The organism is Frateuria defendens (assembly GCF_001182895.1).
Classification (GTDB): Bacteria; Pseudomonadota; Gammaproteobacteria; order Xanthomonadales; family Rhodanobacteraceae; genus Frateuria_B; species Frateuria_B defendens.
Map to the genome: position 1 here is coordinate 1 of NZ_LFQR01000101.1, position 19,339 is coordinate 19,339.

General features: G+C 70.3%; 20 protein-coding genes and 1 other RNA gene. 13 read left to right on the top strand and 8 right to left on the bottom strand.

Annotated elements, in window-relative coordinates; all coding sequences use genetic code 11:
* Nucleotides 1-97: 97 nt before the first annotated feature.
* Nucleotides 98-1,444 carry an aminopeptidase P N-terminal domain-containing protein gene (locus ACH65_RS13615; protein ID WP_049623154.1) on the bottom strand — a complete coding sequence of 449 codons (1,347 nt, stop codon included), beginning with the start codon at nt 1,442-1,444 and terminating at the stop codon, nt 98-100.
* Nucleotides 1,402-1,965, bottom strand: a complete 564-nt coding sequence (locus tag ACH65_RS13620; protein ID WP_049623155.1) for a UPF0149 family protein — start codon at nt 1,963-1,965, stop codon at nt 1,402-1,404. The genes ACH65_RS13615 and ACH65_RS13620 overlap by 43 nt, the downstream gene beginning before the upstream one ends.
* 134 nt (nt 1,966-2,099) lie before the next feature.
* Between ACH65_RS13620 and ACH65_RS13625 the strand changes: the two genes are divergently transcribed.
* The 10 genes from ACH65_RS13625 (at nt 2,100) to ACH65_RS13665 (ending at nt 7,518) form a co-directional block, all read left to right on the top strand.
* A complete protein-coding gene (locus ACH65_RS13625) occupies nt 2,100-2,345 on the top strand; it encodes a hypothetical protein (protein WP_049623156.1) in 246 nt (81 codons plus the stop codon).
* Between the two features lie 75 nt (nt 2,346-2,420).
* Nucleotides 2,421-2,645: a TIGR02449 family protein gene (locus ACH65_RS13630; RefSeq protein WP_049623157.1), complete on the top strand. Its 225-nt coding sequence runs from the start codon at nt 2,421-2,423 to the stop codon at nt 2,643-2,645.
* Between the two features lie 4 nt (nt 2,646-2,649).
* On the top strand, nt 2,650-2,961 hold the full coding sequence (locus ACH65_RS13635) for a cell division protein ZapA (RefSeq protein WP_049623158.1): 312 nt from the start codon (nt 2,650-2,652) through the stop codon (nt 2,959-2,961).
* Between the two features lie 51 nt (nt 2,962-3,012).
* Nucleotides 3,013-3,200, top strand: a non-coding RNA gene (gene ssrS / locus ACH65_RS18605) — 6S RNA.
* A gap of 103 nt (nt 3,201-3,303) precedes the next feature.
* A complete protein-coding gene (locus ACH65_RS13640) occupies nt 3,304-3,912 on the top strand; it encodes a 5-formyltetrahydrofolate cyclo-ligase (protein ID WP_082190326.1) in 609 nt (202 codons plus the stop codon).
* Nucleotides 3,909-4,361: an EVE domain-containing protein gene (locus ACH65_RS13645; RefSeq protein WP_049623159.1), complete on the top strand. Its 453-nt coding sequence runs from the start codon at nt 3,909-3,911 to the stop codon at nt 4,359-4,361. The genes ACH65_RS13640 and ACH65_RS13645 overlap by 4 nt, the downstream gene beginning before the upstream one ends.
* A 126-nt stretch (nt 4,362-4,487) precedes the next feature.
* Nucleotides 4,488-5,126, top strand: coding sequence for a ribose-5-phosphate isomerase RpiA (gene rpiA / locus ACH65_RS13650; protein ID WP_049623160.1), 639 nt, complete (start codon nt 4,488-4,490; stop codon nt 5,124-5,126).
* A 168-nt stretch (nt 5,127-5,294) separates the two neighbouring features.
* On the top strand, nt 5,295-6,152 hold the full coding sequence (locus tag ACH65_RS13655) for a lysozyme inhibitor LprI family protein (protein ID WP_082190327.1): 858 nt from the start codon (nt 5,295-5,297) through the stop codon (nt 6,150-6,152).
* Between the two features lie 26 nt (nt 6,153-6,178).
* Nucleotides 6,179-6,793 carry a hypothetical protein gene (locus tag ACH65_RS19920; RefSeq protein ID WP_153242602.1) on the top strand — a complete coding sequence of 205 codons (615 nt, stop codon included), beginning with the start codon at nt 6,179-6,181 and terminating at the stop codon, nt 6,791-6,793.
* Nucleotides 6,790-7,518: a peptidoglycan-binding domain-containing protein gene (locus tag ACH65_RS13665; RefSeq protein WP_049623163.1), complete on the top strand. Its 729-nt coding sequence runs from the start codon at nt 6,790-6,792 to the stop codon at nt 7,516-7,518. Before ACH65_RS19920 ends, ACH65_RS13665 begins: the two co-directional genes overlap by 4 nt.
* Before the next feature lie 119 nt (nt 7,519-7,637).
* On the opposite strand, the gene ACH65_RS13670 is transcribed toward ACH65_RS13665, so the two are convergent.
* The 5 genes from ACH65_RS13670 to ACH65_RS19925 all read right to left on the bottom strand — a co-directional run bounded on the left by ACH65_RS13670 (nt 7,638) and on the right by ACH65_RS19925 (nt 15,031).
* The gene (locus ACH65_RS13670; protein ID WP_202594212.1) at nt 7,638-9,035 is read right to left on the bottom strand and encodes an efflux transporter outer membrane subunit; all 1,398 of its coding nucleotides are present in this window, start codon (nt 9,033-9,035) and stop codon (nt 7,638-7,640) included.
* The gene (locus ACH65_RS13675; RefSeq protein WP_049623164.1) at nt 9,032-12,211 is read right to left on the bottom strand and encodes an efflux RND transporter permease subunit; all 3,180 of its coding nucleotides are present in this window, start codon (nt 12,209-12,211) and stop codon (nt 9,032-9,034) included. The genes ACH65_RS13670 and ACH65_RS13675 overlap by 4 nt, the downstream gene beginning before the upstream one ends.
* Nucleotides 12,208-13,398: an efflux RND transporter periplasmic adaptor subunit gene (locus ACH65_RS13680; protein ID WP_049623165.1), complete on the bottom strand. Its 1,191-nt coding sequence runs from the start codon at nt 13,396-13,398 to the stop codon at nt 12,208-12,210. The genes ACH65_RS13675 and ACH65_RS13680 overlap by 4 nt, the downstream gene beginning before the upstream one ends.
* Nucleotides 13,399-13,739: 341 nt before the next feature.
* Nucleotides 13,740-14,909 (bottom strand): alpha-amylase family glycosyl hydrolase, encoded by a 1,170-nt coding sequence (locus tag ACH65_RS13685; protein ID WP_082190329.1) that lies wholly within the window; start codon nt 14,907-14,909, stop codon nt 13,740-13,742.
* The gene (locus ACH65_RS19925; RefSeq protein WP_153242604.1) at nt 14,837-15,031 is read right to left on the bottom strand and encodes a hypothetical protein; all 195 of its coding nucleotides are present in this window, start codon (nt 15,029-15,031) and stop codon (nt 14,837-14,839) included. The genes ACH65_RS13685 and ACH65_RS19925 overlap by 73 nt, the downstream gene beginning before the upstream one ends.
* Before the next feature lie 298 nt (nt 15,032-15,329).
* Here ACH65_RS19925 and ACH65_RS13690 point away from each other — a divergent pair, with 298 nt between their 5' ends.
* From ACH65_RS13690 to ACH65_RS13700, 3 genes are all read left to right on the top strand, one after another.
* A complete protein-coding gene (locus tag ACH65_RS13690) occupies nt 15,330-15,632 on the top strand; it encodes a hypothetical protein (RefSeq protein WP_049623166.1) in 303 nt (100 codons plus the stop codon).
* Between the two features lie 318 nt (nt 15,633-15,950).
* Nucleotides 15,951-16,457, top strand: coding sequence for a hypothetical protein (locus ACH65_RS13695; protein WP_153242605.1), 507 nt, complete (start codon nt 15,951-15,953; stop codon nt 16,455-16,457).
* A 14-nt stretch (nt 16,458-16,471) separates the two neighbouring features.
* Complete coding sequence (locus ACH65_RS13700; RefSeq protein ID WP_049623168.1) at nt 16,472-18,268, top strand: XVIPCD domain-containing protein; 1,797 nt, start codon at nt 16,472-16,474, stop codon at nt 18,266-18,268.
* Nucleotides 18,269-18,275: 7 nt separating this feature from the next.
* Here the strand turns inward: ACH65_RS13700 and ACH65_RS13705 are convergent, their stop codons facing one another.
* Nucleotides 18,276-19,259 (bottom strand): hypothetical protein, encoded by a 984-nt coding sequence (locus ACH65_RS13705; protein ID WP_153242606.1) that lies wholly within the window; start codon nt 19,257-19,259, stop codon nt 18,276-18,278.
* Nucleotides 19,260-19,339: the final 80 nt, after the last annotated feature.

The window sequence follows — 19,339 nt, forward strand, 5'->3', positions numbered from 1 at the left end:
AAGTAACTCGCTCCCCGGCAGGGGAGCGAAACCCCGGCCGAAGGCCGGCCAGCACAAAAGAACACCCCAACAAGCGAGCATCACCCCAAGCAAACCCTCACCCCGCCAGCAACGCCTCAATCTCCTCCGCCCCCTTCGGCACCCCCACCGTCAACACCTCCGGCCCCTCGCGTCCCACCGCCACGTCGTCCTCGATGCGGATGCCGATGCCGCGCCAGCGCGCCGGCACCGAGGCCTCGTCGGGGGGCACGTAGATGCCCGGTTCCACCGTCACCACCATGCCCGGCTCCAGCAGGCGCGATTGGCCGTCGACGCGGTAGTCGCCCACGTCGTGCACGTCCAGGCCCAGCCAGTGGCCGGTCTTGGCGGGGAAGAAGCGCTGGTAGCGGCCCTCGCGCACGGCCGCCTCCGCGCCGCCCTCGATCAGGCCGAGCACGCACAGGCCCTCGGCGATCACCCGCACCGCGGCCTCGTGCGCGGCGTTGAAGGGGCGGCCGGGGCGCACTTCGTCGATCGCCGCGAGCTGCGCGGTCAGCACCACGTCGTACAAGGCGCGCTGCTCGCGCGAGTAGCAGCCGCCGACCGGGAAGGTGCGGCTGATGTCGGACGCATAGCAGTCCACCTCCGCGCCGGCGTCGATCAGCAGCAGCTCGCCCTCGCGCAGCGGCGCGCGGTTGGCCTGGTAGTGCAGTACGCAGGCGTTGGCGCCGCCGGCGACGATGGGCGGAAAGGCCGCCTGCGCGCCGCGCCCGCGCATCACGCGCAGCAGCTCGGCCTCCACCTCGTATTCGCGCAGGCCCGCGCGCGCCAGCCGCATCGCCGCATGGTGGGCCTCGGCGGCGATGGCGGCCGCCTCGCGCATCAGCTTCAGCTCCGCGCGCGACTTGTACAGGCGCAGGTCGTGCAGCATGTGACCCAGCGCCACGAACTCCTTGGGTACCACGCCGCCGCCGCGCAGCTGGCGCAGGCGGCGCATCCAGCCCATCAGCTGGGCGTCGAAGGCGGGCTCGCGGCCGAAGTGGCAGTAGACGCGCGCGCGGCCCTCGATCATGCCGGGCAGGATGTCGTCAATGTCCTCGATGGGGAAGGCGTCGTCCAGACCGTAGTCGCCCACCGCGCGCTCGGTGCCCACCGACTCGCCGTGCCAGCGCTCGCGCTCGGCGTCGCGCTCGCGGCAGAACAACACCACCTCGCCGTGGCGGCGGCCGGGCAGCAGCGCCAGCACGGCGTCGGGCTCGGGGAAACCGGTGAGGTAGTGGAAGTCCGAATCCTGCCGGTACGGCCAGGCCGCGTCGGCGTTGCGCATGCGCTCGGGCGCGGCGGCCACCAGCAGCGCCGCGTCCTCGCCGGCCATGCGCATCAGCTGGCGGCGGCGGCGGGCGAACTCTTCCGCCGCGATGTTCAATGCAGGGTGCTGCCCGGGGGCTGCCGCGCGCTGCGGCATTCGGCGAACAGCAGCATCGCGCCCATGCGCACGAATTCGTGCACTTCGATCAGCGCGTCCTCGTCCTCGCTCTCGTCGCCGAAGTCGAAGGCCGAGGCGGCGATGGCGGCGAAGTCGCGCAGGATCTCGCGCGCCTCGTCGGAGAGCTGCTCGTGCGCCGGCGCGCCGGCCAGGCCGAAGCCGCCGAGGAAGCCGCGGCACCAGTCCACCAGCGCCTCGGCGCGCTCGGTCAGCGGGCGGTCGTCGGCGGGCAGCAGCGGCTCGAAGCTCAGGTCGCTGTCGGCCAGCTCGCTTTCGGCCTGCCGCGCCAGTTCGCGCAGCAGCGCGCTGTCGGCGGCCGCAGGGGCGACGCCCTCGCCCTCCAGTTGCAGCACCTCGATCGGGGATTGCTTGCCCAGCGTGCCGCCGCCGGCGAGGAAGCCGCTCAGCGAGCCGTGCAGCTCGCTGGCCTCCACGCCCAGCCGCAACCGGCGGACCGAGGCGTCGAGGTCGGCGTAGTTGATCGGTTCGGCAGTGCTCATGGCGAAATTCCGTGGGAGACGAATGCCAAGTTTAATGCCTGTCTCCTCGATGCGATGCTGATGGCGGATCGTCACGAGGGCTCATCTCGTATCGGCACCCCAGCAACGACGGCGCGCTCGAGCACCTGCCCAGCTTGCTGCTGGCGAAGAACCACGGCGGCCCGATCCCGCTCAACCCCACCGCACCGGCCAAGGAGCTGCGCCCGGCCGCCGCGTGGTACCGCGTGCGCATCGAGGGCGAGGGCCTGCCCGCGCCGATGGCCGCCGAGCAGGGTGTGGCCGTACACCTCGACGGCACCCGGCAGAGCCTGGCGCGGCGCTGGATCGACAGCGCGCTGCTGATCCTGCTGCAGCAGACCGGGCTGGGCAAGGAAGGCTGAAGCGTCCCCGCCCGGCGTGCGCGGCGTGCGCGGCGTGCCCGGTTTTCGCCCCACGCCCTTGCTATAGTGCCGGGCATGAGCACCCCCGACAGCGCGCAGCACGAAATCGCCGCCCTGAGCCTGCAGATCGACCGCCTGCTCGACCTCGTGCGCCGGCTGGGCGAAGAGAACCGCAGCCTGCGCCACAGCCAGGAGCAGCTCGCCACCGAGCGCGCCGGCCTGGTCGCCCGCAACGAGCAGGCGCGCAGCCGGGTCGAGGCCATGATCCAGCGCCTGAAGACCCTCGAGAGCAACGGTTGAGCCGATGAGCACCCCCAGCGAACCGGTCGCGCTGCGACTGATCGACCGCGAATTCCTGATCGCCTGCGCGCCGGAAGAGCGCGAGGGCCTGCTGGAGGCGGCCAACTACCTCGACGGCAAGATGCGCGAGCTGCGCGCCAACGCGCGCACGCCCGGCTTCGACCGCCTGGCGGTGCTCGCCGCGATCAGCATCGCGCACGAGTTCCTCGCCCTGCGCAAGCAGCATGCCGGCACCGACCACAGCGTGGTCGAGGGCATCGCGGCATTACGCCACAAGCTCGATGCCGTGCTGGAGGCCTACGCCGGTTCGCGTTGAGCGACACGCACAGTGGCGCATCGTGCCGCCTGGCCTTAAAATCGTCCTCGGCGTTTTCTGCGATGTGCGCCAGCACACTCTTACATTTGCCTTGTTCCTAAATACGGCCCCGGGTCGGCTTTTCCATCGGCTGTTGTGCATGTCCGCCGCGTGCGGGAAGCCTTGAAGCCATGTAGCCCTCCCACCTGATCCATCGTGGATCAAGGTCGTTTGGTGGGCAGCGGCATCGCGGTTGACGCCACCTTCTTACCGCTCCGCCCGACTGTGGTTCCGACATCGGGCGAGCCTGCGGACCGCCCGCGGCGAAGGCTGCGGGCGTTCTCTTTCCAGGAGCCGCGAAACGTGGACGACGCCACCGCCCAGCGCCCCGCGCTGCGCCAGCAGCTAGCCGAACGCCGGCGCGCCCTCGGCCCGCCCGAGCGCATGGCGGCCGCCCAGGGCCTGCGCCGCAGCCTGGAGCAGCTGCCCGAGTACCACACCGACGCCCGCGTGGCCGGCTACTGGGCGCGCGACGGGGAGCTGCCGCTCAACCTGGTGATCCCGCCGCTGCTCGCGCGCGGCCAGCAGTTCCTGCTGCCGATGCTGGGCGAGGACGGCACGCTGCGCTTCGCCCCGTGGGCCTCCGGCGAGGCCATCGAGCCCAACCGCTATGGCATCCCCGAACCGGTGGCGCCGCATGCCTGGTTCGCGCCGTTCCAGCTCGACCTGGTGCTGGTGCCGCTGCTCGGCTTCGACCGCCGCGGCCATCGCCTCGGCTACGGCGGCGGCTGGTACGACCGCAGCTTCGCCTTCCTGCGCGAGCAGCTGCGCCCCACCGAGCCGCTGCTGGTGGGCGTGGCCTACCATTTCCAGGAACTGGAAGCGATCGCCGAGGCGCCGTGGGACGTGCGCCTGGACTACATCGCCACCGACCGCGAACTGATCGACTGCACCCCGGAAGCCGCCGCATGAACCACTGGCTGATGAAGTCCGAGCCGGACGCCTTCTCCATCGACGACCTGAAGCGCAAGAAGCAGGAGCCGTGGGACGGCGTGCGCAACTACCAGGCGCGCAACTTCATGCGCGACGGCATGCGCGTGGGCGACCCGGTGTTCTTCTACCACTCCAACTGCGACGAGCCCGGCATCGTGGGCATCGCGGAAGTGGCCACCGACGCCTACCCCGACCCCAGCCAGTTCGACCCCAAGAGCAAGTACTTCGACGCCGCCAGCTCGCGCGACAAGCCGCGCTGGATGCTGGTGGAGGTGAAGTTCGTGCGCAAGCTCAAGCGCACCATCACCCTCAAGGAGCTGCAGCAGCAACCCGCGCTGGCCGAGATGGCGCTGGTGCGCAAGGGCAACCGGCTGTCGGTGATGCCGGTGGCCGCTAGGGAGTGGAAGGCGATCCTGGCGCTGGAATGAGCGCCGCCCGCACGCGCCGCGGCGGGCCATGCCCCGCGGCGGCGGCGCTGCTACGATGCGCGCGCCGCGGCCGGCCCGGACGCCGTCGCCGCGCCCCCTTCCAACGATGACCGCAGGTCGCCCCGCATGAGCAGCAACGAGAAACGCCTGGCCGGCGAGGCCGCCCTCCGCTACGTCGAGGACGGCATGATCGTCGGCGTCGGCACCGGCTCCACCGTGGCCTATTTCATCGACGCGCTGGCGGACATCAAGGACCGCATCCAGGGCGTGGTGTCCAGCTCCGAGCAGTCCACCGCGCAGCTGGCCCGGCACGGCATCCCCGTGCTCGACCTCAACGCCACCGGCCCGCTCGCGCTCTACGTGGACGGCGCCGACGAGTGCGACCCGCAGCGCTGCCTGATCAAGGGCGGCGGCGCCGCGCTCACGCGCGAGAAGATCGTGGCCGAGGCGAGCGCCAAGTTCGTCTGCATCATCGACTCGGGCAAGTGCGTGGACGTGCTGGGCAAGTTCCCGCTGCCGATCGAGGTGATCCCGATGGCGCGCAGCCTGGTCGGCCGCGAGGTCGTCAAGCTCGGCGGCCAGCCGGTGTGGCGCGACGGCGTGGTCACCGACAACGGCAACTGGGTGATCGACGTGCACGGCTGGCGCATCGCCGACCCGGTGGGGCTGGAGCGGCAGCTCAACCAGATCCCCGGCATCGTCACCGTGGGCCTGTTCGCCCGCCGCCGCGCCGACGTGGTGCTGGTGGGCGATCGGGTGCTGTAAGCGCCTGCGCGCACCCTGAACCGGCCATGCGAGAAGGCGGGTGCGGCGCTGCCCGCCCCTCCCGCCGGCCGCGCCAAATGCGAGCGCCCACACACGGCGCCGCGAGGCCCGGCTGCTATGCTCCGGCCAGGGAACCGGGCCCCAGGCCCGTCAGGCAAAGGAGTTTCGATGTTCGCCACGCGACGTCGCGCCCGAGTGCGCCCGGCCTCGTCCGGACACGTCCGCCCCCACGGCCGCCGCCCGGCGCCGCCGTGGCTGGCGCTGGGCCTGCTGGCCCTGCTGCTGCCCCTCCACGCCGCCCGCGCGGCGCAGGACGAGGCGGCCCCGGGCTACCGCCCCGCCTACGCCCAATGCCTCGACGCCGTCGCCAAGGGCGGCGACCGCTCGGCCTGCGTGGCGCAGGAGTTCGACGCTCAAGACGCCCGCCTCAACGCGGCCTACCGGCAGCTCGCCGGCTCGCTCGACCCCGCCGGCCGGCAGGCCCTGCGCGCGGAGGAACGGCAGTGGATCGCCGCGCGCGACCAGGCCTGCGGCCAGGGCGCGGTGAAAAACGAGTGCTCGCTGGAGCGCACCGCGCGCCGCGCGGACGAACTGGCCCGGCGCATCGGTGGCGCGCCGGCCGACGCCGGCGGCGCCTTCGAAGGCAACTGGGCCTACCGCAGCCGCTGCGGTTCGGGCCACTACGTGCAGCTCTCGGTGGAGCGCGTCGCCGGCGGCAAGGCCAGCGGTACCTGGTCCGACGGCACCGACGTCGGCGGCGACTCCGGCGCGTTCGAGGGCAGCCTCCGCGACGGCAAGCTCTACGTGCGCTTCTGCACCGAAGAGAGCAAGAAAGGCCTGCCGGCCTGCCCGCAGTACGGCGCCGAGGACACCGCCTACTTCGCGCGCCGAGGCGGCGCGCTGACCTGGTACGACTCCGCCGGCAGCGGCGCCGGCCGGACCTTCCAGCCCTACGTGGCGCTGCAGCGCGCCAGGCCCGGCGAGAAGGTGCCGCTCGACACCCACTGCCCCGCCAACCCCGACTGATCCGCTGATCGCCAAGGAGACAGGCCATGCCAGCATTGACGGACAACGAAGCCCGCGCCCTCGCCTATTTCGCCATCGGCGTCACCTCCGAGGGCACGGACCGCAGCTACCGGCTGAGCTTCGCCGGCAACATCGTGCCGGACGCGCACGGCGTGCCGCGGATGTACCCCAAGGGCAACAGCGGCTATTCCATCGGCACGCTGCAGACCGACCTCGGCCAGCACAACGAGGCCGCCACGGCGCTGGTCGACGCCTACCAGCGCTGGGCCGGCACGGCGCACCCCGACTGGGCCCTGGACCCCGCCCAGCGCGCGCAGACCGTGGCCGACCTCGGCCGCGACGGCGACACCATCCGGGCCCAGAACCGCCGCGCCCTCGACCCCACCGTCAGGTCACACCTCGACCAGTTCCTGGCCAGCGACGCGGGCAAGACCTTCGTCCACCAGCACGACGTCGCCCAGGTGGACAAGCTGATGCACGACGTGGTGACGCCGCTGCGCGGCACCGCGCTCTACCAGCATGCCTCCGCCGAGGACCAGGCGCGGCTGCTGGCGATCACCGCCAAGGCCTACAACCAGAGCGAGGTCTACGGGCGCCGCGTGCTGGGGCACATCCAGGACGGCAGCGCCTGCTGCACGTGACCCACCCGGGCGCCGCGCACAGCCAGCCGGCGCGCGGCGCGCCCGCGCCGGGGCAGGCCAGCGGCGAGCACGTCCAGCACCCCGGCAGCCTGCGCGAGCACGACCACGGCGCCCCGGTGCAAGCATTGCAGGCCCGGCTCGCCGCGCTCGGCTACGCCGGCGCCCACGACCGCAGGCTGATCGCGGACGGCGACTTCGGCGCCGATACCAAGGCCGCCGTCGAGGCCTTCCAGCGCAGCCGCCACCTGGAGCCCGACGGCATCGCCGGCGCCAAGACCCTCGACGCCCTCCGCCAGGCCGAGCACCCGCAACAGGCGCCGGCGGCGAACCTGGCCGACGCCGCCCACCCCGGCCACGCGATGTACCAGCAGGCCCTGCGCGGCGTGCACGGCATCGACGCCGCGCACGGCCGCACGCCCGACCAGCTGAGCGACAACCTCGCCGCCTCCCTGACGCTGGAGGCGCACAGGCACGGCCTGAGCCGCATCGACCACGTGGTGCTGAGCGACGACGGCAAGCGCGTCTATGCCGTGCAGGGCGAGCTGAACTCGCCGTTCAAGCGCATCGCCGACGTCGACGTGGGCCAGTCGGTCGCCAAGCCGGCGGCGCAAAGCGGTGCCGAGTGGAACGCGCCGCCGCCGGGCCACGCTGCGCCCTCGCACGCGCCGCAGCCGGTCCCGCCGCCGCAGCCCCAGCCGGCCGAACCGCCGCCCGTGCACCGCTGAAACGCAAACGGCGCCACGCGGGAACGCGGCGCCGTCGGCATCGGTATCGGTATCGACGTCGGCAGGCCAGCCGCGCGGCGATCCGTGCCGGGTCGCCGCGCAACCGTACCGGGGCCGGCTTACTGCCCCTGCCCCAGCGCCGTCATCAGGCTCGCCTGGCTTTGCAGGGCGAGGGTCTGCGCCTGCGCCAGCTGGTCCTCCGCCTCCAGCAGCGTGCTCTGCACCTGCAGCGTGTCGATGAAGGCGGACTCGCCGCTGCGCCAGGACTGGTCGATCTGGCCGTAGGCCGAGCGGGCGCTCGCCGCCGCCCGGGCCAGGCCCTCCACCCGCACGCGGTGGCGCTCGGTTGCGGCCAGGGCCGTCTCCACCTCGGCCACCGCGGCGAGCACGGTGGCGCGGTAGGCGTAGAGCGCCTGCTCCGCCTCCGCACGCCGCAGCGCGACCACGCTGCGCCGGCGCTTGCCGTCGAACAACGGCGTGCTGGCGCCGGCGCCCGCCATCCAGGCGATGGAGCGCGCGAAGCTGGCGCCGGAGAAGCCGTTGACCGCGGCGCCCAGCACGCCGGCCAGGCGCAGGTGCGGCTTGAGCTCGGCCTCGGCCACGCCGACGCGCGCATAGGCTGCGATCACCCGCGCCTCGGCCGCGCGCACGTCGGGGCGGCGGCGCAGCAGGTCGGCCGGCGTGCCCACGCCGGCGGGCGGCGCCCAGGCCGGCAGCTTGGCCACCGGCTTCAGCTGCGCGTAGACCTGCTGCGGCGTGGCGGCGGTGAGGATGGAGAGCCGGTCGAGCGCGCTCTGGCGCTGCAACGCCAGCGCCGGCAGCTCCGCCGCCGTGGCCTCGCGCTGCGTCTGCGCACGGTCCACGTCGGCCAGCGGCACCTCGCCGGCGTCGAACATCTGCCGGGTGAAGGTCTCCGTCTCCGCCTGGTTGTGCGCGTTGGTGCCCACCAGGTCGAGCCGCCGCTCCAGGCCGCGCACGGCGAGGTAGGTCTGCACCACCTCGCCCACCACCGCCACGCGCACCGCGCGGGCGTCGTCCTGCGTGGCGGCGAGGTCGGCGTCGGCCGCGGCCACGTTCCGGCGGATGCGCCCGAACACGTCCAGCTCCCACGAGGCGCTGGCGTTGACGCCGTAGACGTTGGCGGTCACCGGCTCGAAGGTCCACGACTGCGCGGCGGGGTAGCGCTGCCGCGTGGCGCCGGCGTTGAGGTCCACCTGCGGCCGGCGCTCGGCGGCGGTCGCGGTGCGCAGCGCCCGCGCCGCGTCGATGCGCGAGACGGCCGTCTTGAGGTCGAGGTTCTCGGCCAGCGCGGCCTGCACCAGCTGGTTCAGCACCGGATCGTCGAAGCGCTGCCACCAGTCGCCGAGATCGGGGATGGCCGCGTTGCCGGCGGAAGGCAGGTTGGCGTAGGACTCGGCCACCGGCGGGGGCGTCGGCTTGACGGCCTTCGGCGCGGCGCAGGCCGCGAGCAGGATGGCCGAGCCCAGCGCGGCGGCGAGCAGGCGAAAGCGGATCATGGCGTCACCTCCGTCGCCAGTGCAGGCGTGGCGGCAGCTTGTTGCTTCTCGCGGCGCGAGGCCAGCTTGCGGATGCCGACGTAGAACACCGGCGTGAACAGCAGGCCGAAGAAGGTCACGCCGATCATGCCGAAGAACACCGCGGCGCCCACGGCCTGGCGCATCTCCGCACCGGCGCCGTCGGAGATCACCAGCGGCAGCACGCCGAGGATGAAGGCCAGCGAGGTCATCACGATGGCGCGCAGGCGCTGCTTGCACGCCTCCACCGCCGCCTCGACGATGCTGCGGCCCTCCATCTCCAGCTGGCGCGCCACTTCCACGATCAGGATCGCGTTCTTCGCCGCCAGGCCCACCAGCACGATGAAGCCGATCTGGGTGAGGATGTTGATGTCCTGGCCCATCGCCTTGACGCCCAGCGCAGCGGCCAGCAGGCACATCGGCACGATCAGCAGGATCGCCACCGGCAGGCTCCAGCTGCCGTACTGCGCGGCCAGCACCAGGTAGACCAGCAGTACGCACAGCGGGAACACCAGCATGCCCGTGCTGCCCGTGGTGGTCTGCTGGTAGGACAGGTCCGTCCACTCGTAGGCGATACCGGGCGGCAGCACCTGTTTGGCGAGCGACTCCATGGTCTTGATCGCGTAGGCGGAGCCCAGGCCCGGCGCGGTGTCGCCGTTGATCTCGGTGGAGGGGTAGAGGTTGTAGCGCGGCGCGCGGTCCACGCCGAGGATGTCCTCGATGCGGGTCACGCTGCCGATCGGCACCATGTTGCCGTCCCTGTTGCGCACCTTGATGCGGGCCAGGTCCGCCGCGGTGATGCGGAAGGGCAGGTCCGCCTGCGCGGTGACGCGGTAGGTGCGGCCGATGATGTTGAAGTCGTTGATGTAGGTGGAGCCGAAGTAGGTCTCGATGGCCTGGTTGATCTGTGCGCTGGAGACGCCCAGCATCTCCGCCTTCTCGCGGTCCAGCTCCACGTGCACCTGCGGCGTGGCTGCCGAATAGGGCGTGTACACGCCGACCATGCCGGGCGTCTTGTTGGCCGCGGCGATCAGGTCGCCGGTGGCCTTGGCCAGCGCCTCGGTGCCGAGGCCGGCGCGGTCCTCCAGGCGCATCGAGAAGCCGCCCGTGCTGCCCAGGCCCTGCACCGGCGGCGGCATCGCCACCACGATCGAGGCCTCGGTGACGCTGGCGAGGCGCTTGCGCAACTCGGCGGCGATCTTCTCGATGGTGAGCCCCTCGGGCTTGCGCTCCGACCACGGCTTGAACACCGGGAACAGGCCCGCGCTGCTGGGCGAGTTGGTGCCGGTGGCCGCCGACACGCCGGAGAACACCGGCACGCGGGCCACCCCGGGCACGCCGAGCGCGATGTCCTCGACCTTGCGCGCCACCGCGCTGGTGCGCTCCAGCGTGGAGCCGTCCGGCATGGCGATCAGCACCACCACGTAGCCGCGGTCCTGCGCCGGAATGAAGCCCTTGGGCGTGGACGCCATCAAGTACACCGTGGCGGCGATCAGCACCACGTAGGCCACCAGCATCGCCGGGATGAAGCGCACCACCCGGCGCACCAGGTTGCCGTAGCCGTCGGACAGGCGCTCGAAGCCGCGGTTGAAGCCGCCGGCCAGGCGCTGCACGGCGCGGCGCACGGGGCCACCGTGCCCATGCCCGCCCTGCTCGTGCGCCTTGAGGATCTTGGCCGACAGCGCCGGCCCCAGCGTGACCGAGGCGAAGAACGAAATGGCCGTCGAGACGGCTATCGTCACCGCGAACTGCTTGAAGAACTGGCCGGAGATGCCGGGTATGAAGGCGGTCGGCACGAACACCGCGCACAGCACCAGGGTGATGGCGAACAGCGCGCCGCCCACCTCCTTCATGGTGAGCAGGGTGGCCTCGCGCGGCGAGGCGCCGAGCGCGAGATGGCGCTCCACGTTCTCCACCACCACGATGGCGTTGTCCACCACGATGCCCACCGCCAGCACCAGGCCGAACAGGGTGAGGTTGTTGATCGAGTAGCCCAGCATCGCCATCACGGCGAAGGTGCCGACCAGCGAGACGGGAATGGACAGGATCGGGATGATCGAGGGCCGCCAGCCCTGCAGGAACACCAGCACCACCAGCACCACCAGCACCACGGCCTCGTAGATGGTCTTCACCAGCTCGTGGATGCTGTCGCCAATGAACTCGGTGGGGTTGTAGCCGATGTTGTAGACGATGCCCTTGGGCAGCTCCTTGCCCAGCTCCGCCATCTTCTTCTCCACCGCGGCCATGGTGGCCACAGCGTTGGCGCCCGGGCGCTGCAGCACCTGCAGGGCGATGGTCGGGTGGCGCAGCATGTAGCTGTCGGTGGCGTAGGCGAGCGCGCCCACTTCCACCCGGGCCACGTCCGCCAGCCGCACCACGCGACCACCGTTGCCCTGCTTGACGATGATGCGGCTGAAGTCGGCCGGGCTCTTCAGCCGCCCCTCGAAGATCAGGTTGGGCTGGAAGGCCTGGTCGGTGATCGGCGCCTGCGCGATCACGCCGCCGGCGAGCTGGATGTTCTGCGCGCGCACCGCGGCGATCACGTCGGCGGGGGTGAGGTTGAACGAGGCCACGCGCTCGGGGTCGAGCCAGATGCGCATGGAGTACTCGCGCGCGCCCAGCGGGTTGATGTCGCCCACGCCGTCGATGCGCTTCAACGCATCGGCCACGTTGCGGATGGCGTAGTTGGAGACGTAGAGCTGGTCGTAGCTCTGGTCGGGCGAGTACAGGAAGATCGTCGCCAGCTGCGTGGGCGAGGACTTGCGCACCGACACGCCGCTGCGCTGCACGGGCTCGGGCAGGCGCGGCGTGGCCAGCGCCACGCGGTTCTGCACCAGCACCTGCGCCTTGTCCACGTCGGTGCCGGGCTTGAAGGTCACGGTGATGTTGAGGCCGCCGTCGGAGGTGGCCTGGCTGTACAGGTAGATCATGTCCTCCACGCCGTTGACCTCCAGCTCGATCGGCGTGGACACGGTCTGCGACACCGTCTCGGCCGAGGCGCCGGGGTAGCTGGCCTGGATCACCACGGTGGGCGGGGCGATGTCGGGGTACTCGGAGACGGCCAGCGTGAAATACGCCAGCCCGCCCGCGATGGTGAGGACGATGGAGAGCACGATGGCGAGCACCGGCTGCTCCACGGAGAGGCGGCCGATGTTCACGACTGGCCCTCCTTCGACGCGCTCAGGGCGAGCTTGGCGGCGTCGGCCTGCGCCTTGGCGTCCACTTCCTCGCCCGGGCGCACGCGCTGGAAGCCTTCCACGATCACGTTGTCCTGCGCGCCCACGCCTTCGGTGATCTCGCGCAGGTTGCCGAACAGCCGGCCCAGCGTCACCGGGCGCACCGCCACCGTCTTGTCGGCCTTCACCACGTAGAGCACGCGGCGGGTGGCGTCGGTGGCGACGGCGGTGTCGGGCACCAGCAGCGCGGGGTGCGTGGCGGCGCTCGCAAGTTGCACGCGGCCGAACTGGCCGGGGCTCAGGCGCAGGTCCGGGTTCGCCACGCGGGCGCGCTGGCGCAGCGTGCCGGTGGAGTTGTCCAGGCGGTTGTCCACGAAGTCGAGCGTGCCGGTGAGCGAGGGCTTCTCGTCGCCCGGCAGCGAGATCGCCACCTGGCGCGGCGCGGCCGCGCCGCCGTGCTGCTCCGCCTCGCGGGTGTAGCGCAGGTAGCTCTCCTCGTCGATGTCGAAATAGATGTCGATCGGGTCCTGCGAGACGATGGTGGTGAGCACGGTGGCGTTGCTGTCACCGCCGTTCACCAGGTTGCCGTCGCTGACGCGCTTGCGGCTGATGCGGCCGTCCATCGGCGCGCTGATGCGGGTGAAGGAAAGGTCGAGCCTGGCCCGCGCCAGCGCGCCCTCGGCGCTGGTCACCTCCGCCTCGGCGCCCTGCAATGCCTGGCGGCGCTGGTCGAACAGGCTCTGCGCGATGGTGTGGGTGGTGATCAGCGTCTGCGCGCGCTCGAACTCCTGCTGGCTCAGCCGCAGCTGCGAGCGCGCCTTCGCCAGCGCGCCCTCGGCCTCGGTCACCGCCGCCTGGAACGGCCGCGGGTCGATCTCGAACAGGAGGTCGCCCTTCTTCACCAGGGCGCCGTCCTTGAAGGCGATCTTGTCGAGGTAGCCGCCCACGCGCGAGCGCACCTCCACCGTGTCGATGGCCTCGAAGCGGCCGGTGTAGGTATCCACGTCGCGCACCTGCTGCTGCACGGGGTGGCTCACCCGCACCGTCTGCACGCTGGGGGCCGCCTGGGCGTCGGACTTGCAGCCGGACATCAGCAGTGCCGCAGCGATCGGCAACAACGCCAACACGCCCAGCGTCGCCACGCGACCGGTCCTGAGATTCGTATTCATGAGATAGCTCCGCCTCCGTAATCCCGGTTTCGCCCTGGCCGAACGGCCGGTGCAGCCGGATTGAGTTGCGTGGAGTATCGGAGCCGGACTGGGCCGGAAAAACCGTCCGGCCCTCATAAGACTGTTGCAGCGGAAGCAAGAATGCCGGCGAGGTTGCCGGCATTCGGTACAAGGATCCAGGCGAAGCCGGAAAGCACACCGCCAGGCGACCGATGCAGTCGGGCGTGCGCTTCCGCCCTCCGCTCGCCATGGCGCGAAGGTCATGGACGATGCCATGGCGGGCGTTGCGCAAAAGCCGGCCCATGCTTCGGGCCGGCGGGCGGGCTTATTGAAGTGCGCGGCTAGAGCAGCCACACCGCCGTATTGCCGGGCAGCGTAGTCGGTTTGTCCAGCCTCTCGCTGGACAGCAGCAACTCGCCGGCCGGCAGCGGCACCGGCTCGCTGCCCAGGTTCACCACCACACGGACCTTGCCGTTGGCGAACATCAGCACGTCCTTGCGCGACGGCAGCCATTGCAGCCGGCCACCGCCCAGGCTGTGCTCGCGCCGCCCCCGCAGCAACTGCCGGTACAGCTCCAGCGTCGAACCCCGCACACCCTCCTGGCGATCCACCGCGTAGCGCGCGAAACCCGCCGGCTGCGGCAGCCAGCTCAAGGCGCCTGGACCGAAGCCGAAGGCCGGCGCATCGCCCCGCCAGGGCAGCGGCACCCGGCAGCCGTCGCGCCCGATCTCGGCGCCCGCGGTGCGGAAGAAGGCAGGGTCTTGGCGGTATGCCGCTTCCAGCGTGGTGTGCTCGGGCAAGCCCAGTTCCTCGCCCTGGTAGATATAGGCCGAGCCCGGCAGCGCCAGGGTGAGGAAGGCGGCCGCACGCGCGCGGCGCAGGCCCAGCGCCTCGTCCGGCTGCTCGCCGGCCGCGTCGATGCCCTGCGGCCGCGCGCCGGGCTTGCTCAGGCCATAGCGAGAGCTGTGGCGCACGCCGTCGTGGTTGGACATCACCCAGCTGGTGGGCGCGCCCACCGTGCCGGCCACGGCCAGCGAATTGGCGATCACCTCGCGCAGCTCGCCCGCGTCCCAATGCGCCAGCAGGTAATCGAAGTTGAAGGCCTGCTGCATCTCGTCGCGGCGGATGTAGCGCGCCAGCCGCGCGGGCGGCTTCACCCAGGCTTCCGCCACCATCATGCGCTCGCCCGGATAGCCGTCCAAAATGCGGCGCCACGCGCGATAGATCTCGTGCACGCCGTCCTGGTCCCACATCGGGCCGGCCGACGCACCGGCGTCCTCCGCCCCCTCGACCATGGCCACCTTGCCGTCCCAGTCGGGCAGGCCCTTCGCCTTGATCAGGCCGTGCGCCACATCGACGCGGAAGCCGTCCACGCCGCGGTCGAGCCAGAAACGCAGCACCGCCTCGAACTCGGCGCGCACCGCCGGGTGCTCCCAGTTCAGATCCGGCTGGCGCCGGTCGAACAGGTGCAGGTACCACTGCGCATCGCCCGGCGCGCGCGACCACGCGATGCCGCCGAAGACGCTCTGCCCATATTATAAAACGTCTGCTTGTTGTCGACTGGCCCCTTTTCTACCGTCGCATGCTTCTTCAGGAGATAGGCGCGGAGAAAATCCAGATCGTTGCACTTCATATTGCTCCCCTTGAGACCTCCCAGTGAGGCCCGGATGAACACATCTGGGGTAGGAAGCGCGCCATTCAAGTGCCCGCGAAAAAAATGACTAGGCTCCGACCGTCCGAAGTCACGGTGTTCATGGGCGGGACGAGAGCCTTGGTCAAGCTCGCCCCTCTTGCCCGATTGCGTCCGACGCATTCGCACTGACCCACCCGAACATTGACCCGCTGTCTATGCTGCCGAAAATGGGCTACAGCACAGCGTTCTGCATCTGCCATGATGTCGCCAACGCCGTTCACAGGAAGTGCTCGCGCTCATGTCCATCGACGAATCTTCTATCCTCCGCCTCGCGAGCATCATCCAAGACGCTGTGGCCCTGGGCCAAGCCGTGCTGGATGGCGACGCCGCAGAAGCCCGCTTACGTGCCGACCAAGTTTTTTTGCACGCCAGCGAAGCAAGACTGGACGGGGTCGCCCATGCCGCCGTGATCGTCATCGACTGCCTCAGGCCTGTGGGTCATTCCACCGGCCAAGGGTGCGGAAGTGCCATTAAGGCACTCTCGATGGAAATCGACCGGGCGCAGACGCATCAACTGACCCAACGCCTGGCGCTTTTCTAGCTTCACCCTCAAGGTCGGCGGCGGGCAACCGAGGGGTTCCGGTTGTCCGCCGCGGGCCCGCCGAAGGCCACCAGGACGGTCACCGAATTCGTGCACCGGTCGCCATGCGATGGCACAAGCGGTTCGCTAAGATGGTCACGGCCGCAACCGTGCGGCTTGCCTCAAGGAGCCACGGATGACGACCCGATGATGCGCCCCGCTTCCGCCCTTGCCAGCGTGCTAGCCGCCTTGCTGGTGGCCTGCGCTACCCCGACCGGCGAGACGCCTTCGCCGCGCCCAGCCGCTCCGAGCCGTCCAGTTCCTAACCAGGACCACCCGATGACCCCTGCCGTCCCAAACGCGGCCGTACTGGCGGGCGCCCGTGATGCCGCCAGCCGCGTGCTTCGCTTCCTGTCCGAGACTCAATCGTCCAACGATTTTTCAGCCACTCAGGTCGGGCAACGCATGGGGGTGACCCTGACGCCTGACCCCAGCAACGGTGAGGAGTGGACGGCGTATCGCAGCGGAAGCCTCGGCGGAGGCTGGACCTATGGCGTCCAACAAGCCGACGCCCGGGCTTCGCAGGGGCGTGTCTTCGGCTTTTGGTTCTACAACGACGACCGGGCGGCTGACCCGGCGCCCGTGTGCGCCCTGCCGCTAGACCAGCTGCGCGCCGGCCTGGCGGCGCACGGGTGGGTCGAACGCGCCGTGCCTTCGGAAATTGGCAGCGTGTTGGCCATCGAGTTCGCCAAGCACGACATCGTGTTGACCCTGACGCCCCGGGATATCGCCACCAGTGGTTCGGCCCAGTGCGTCCTGTCCCTGCTCGCCACAGGCGGCCACTGACCGAAGGACTGACCATGGCCATGCCTCACCCTGCCCTCGACGCCGCGGTGCAGCAGTTCGCGCACCAACCCGGCGTGACGCCCGCCGACGTCAGCGCGTTGCAAGCGGCGCTCTCTTCGGACCCAGACTTGACCCAGCGTCTGGACGGCGCCGCCGTCTCCGGAGCGCTGCACGGATTTGCGCCCACGCCTCCAGGCACGCCCAACGCGCCGAACGGTAACTACGACCCTGCGTCGCGCATCGTCGCCCTGCCCTCCTCGGCGTTCGGGTCTGCGGGTACACCGCCCAGTGCAGACTTGCACGCCGTGTTGCGTGTGCAGGCGATGGTGGTGGAGTTTGGCGGCAAGAGCTACTCCGACGGCACGGGCGCGATGCCCCCCGTCACCCCGGACATGCTCAACAACTTGCAAGGCACGCTCAACGGTTCGCCTGCATTGGCCAGCGAAATCCAACGCGCAGCCACCACGGCGGACCCTCAAGCCCCTTCGCACCGCATCCTCGAATCGTTCGCGTTCACGGCGCCTGGTGCTGGCGTCGGCGGCAGCTTCAACGCGCCGGGCCACACCATGAACTTGGTGAGCGAATCACTGACCACGCGCGGCCCACACACCACCGGCACCTACGACAAACACGATTTGACCTTTGTCATCGGGCACGAGGTCCAGCACGGCTTCAACGCACAGGCCGCCGCGCAAGCGCGTGCCACCTTCGTCAACGATGTGCGCAGCTTGGCGGCCACACCCGGGCCTGTGCACGATTACACCGCGTTGGTCGAACGGCATATCCAATCGGGACGCGACGACGAAGCCAGCGCGCAGATTGCCGGGTGGAATGCGCTGCAAAGCCGCGTGCAACACGATCGAGGCCAAGCGACTCTGGCGAGTCTAGACGCGGCCGCTCCCAGCCGCGCCGCCGACTTCATCGAGCGGCGGAATGGCAATTTTGCGCCACACGGCAATGTGCAGCTCAACCCCGACTTAAGCATGCCCCACACGCCGGCGAATGTGGCTGCGATGGGTCACAACTATTTTGACCGGCCGACCGCGGCACACATGCTGCCGGGCGACACGCGAAATGCCATGGCACTGGGCCACAACGGGGTCGAGGATTATCCGAACTACTATGCGGGCTGGGCTGTGGCGGTCATTGGTTCTGAAGAGCGTGCCGCCGCGCACGGCAAAGGGCCTGCCCCGCAAATCCAAATCAATATGAAGCACGCGGGCCTCTATGAGGACATGATGGAGAAGGCGGGCCTAAACTTGGCCCCATCCAAACAATCCATCCCTTATCTCGACAGCAGCACTCAGCCTGCCACTCCGCACGCGTTCGACCACACGGCCGACGGGCCGCATCAATACCAGTCGGTCCCTGTCACGCCCCAGCGATTGGATGACCCGGCGCACCCGGACCATGCCCTGTTTCAGCAAGCCCGCGGCCATGTGGTGGCACTGGACCAGAGTTTGGGACGTACCCCGGATGTGCATACGGACCAGCTCGCCTCGGCCGCGGCCGTGCAAGCCCGCGCGGATGGATTGCAGCGCATCGACCAGATGGCGTTATCGACGGATGGGCAGCGACTCTGGAGCGTGCAGACCCCGCCTGGGCGAACGGACCATCTGTTTGACCTGCGCACCAGCGTGCCCACGGCAGAAGCCATGACCCCGATGGCGCAGAGTGGAGCCCAGTGGCCGCAGGCCATGCAGCAGTTCGAGCAAACCCAACAGCAACAGCAAGCGCAAAGCCAACAGGTGAGCCAAACCCAGACGCAGGCGCAAGGCCCGGTGATGAGCCACGGCGGCCACGGCATGTAACCGCCGCTCACATGGCTGGCCGAGCTACGCGTGGCTGCGCTGGCTTGAGTACCAGCGCTGATTCTGGCGTGCGCAGGGTCACGGTCACTTCGGCGTCGACGGGCGATGCGGGCGTGACCGGGAGCACAGCAGTGACCGCTGGCACATGGCCGGGTTCAACTGCGGTCAGGAGCACCAATCCATACAGTGGCTCTTGCGCGTGCAAGGCCTGCACCGCTCCCATCAGGCTGTCCTGGGTCTGCACTTGGTCGGCATCAACCATGGCGATGCGCGCATCCAGCCCTGCCACGCGATGGACCGCATCCGTGGCACCGCGTTCGAAGAACGCCAGCTCGGTGTTGCACGAGGTCACAGCCCCTTCCAACGCGACCAGCTCGGCCGGCTTGCGCTCGATGCTCAACAGGCGGTTGACCCGCTGCTGCCAGAGGTGGGTATCGGTCCAGGCGCTGACCGCGTCCCGCGCTTCGGTGCGTCGCCGGCGCGCGGCATCGCCTTCGACCAAGAAGGTGCAGCGAGCGGTGTCATCCCGCTGGCGGCGCTCGCGGAGATCCGTCAGGCGCAGCGCCAGCGCAGCCAGCCGGCGCAATGCACGCTCGATGTGCTGCAACCACTCGACCAACCGGTGGCGCTGCTCGGCGGATGGTTGCGGCAATTCGGGCTTGCCCTCCAGCTCAGCCAGGAAGCGGCCCGCCAAGCTCGTCCGAGTCGGCAGCGGGGAGACCGGTGGCCGGAACACGATGGGGTCGGCTGGTTTGAGCCAAGCCCTGGCATCGGATGGGGAAGGAGTGCGGTTCTCCGGCACCAGCCGCGCAGGCGTGGCAACAGCTGCGTCGACGGATACGGGAACAGGAGTTGGAGCTGACAACGGAACGGAAACGGGGGCCGACATGGTTGGCGTCGCCCCCGAAGGGGCGACCTCCAGCGCAGATGGATTGGTGGCTGATTGGAGGGCCAACTGCGCGCGCAGCGCCTTGCCCTTCTCTGTAACCATGCCTTTGCGCTCCATCGCGGTAGCCCTGGGCCCCAGGCGCAGCTGGGGCACTTTGTCCAGCCCTAGGAGCGTGGGCGGCA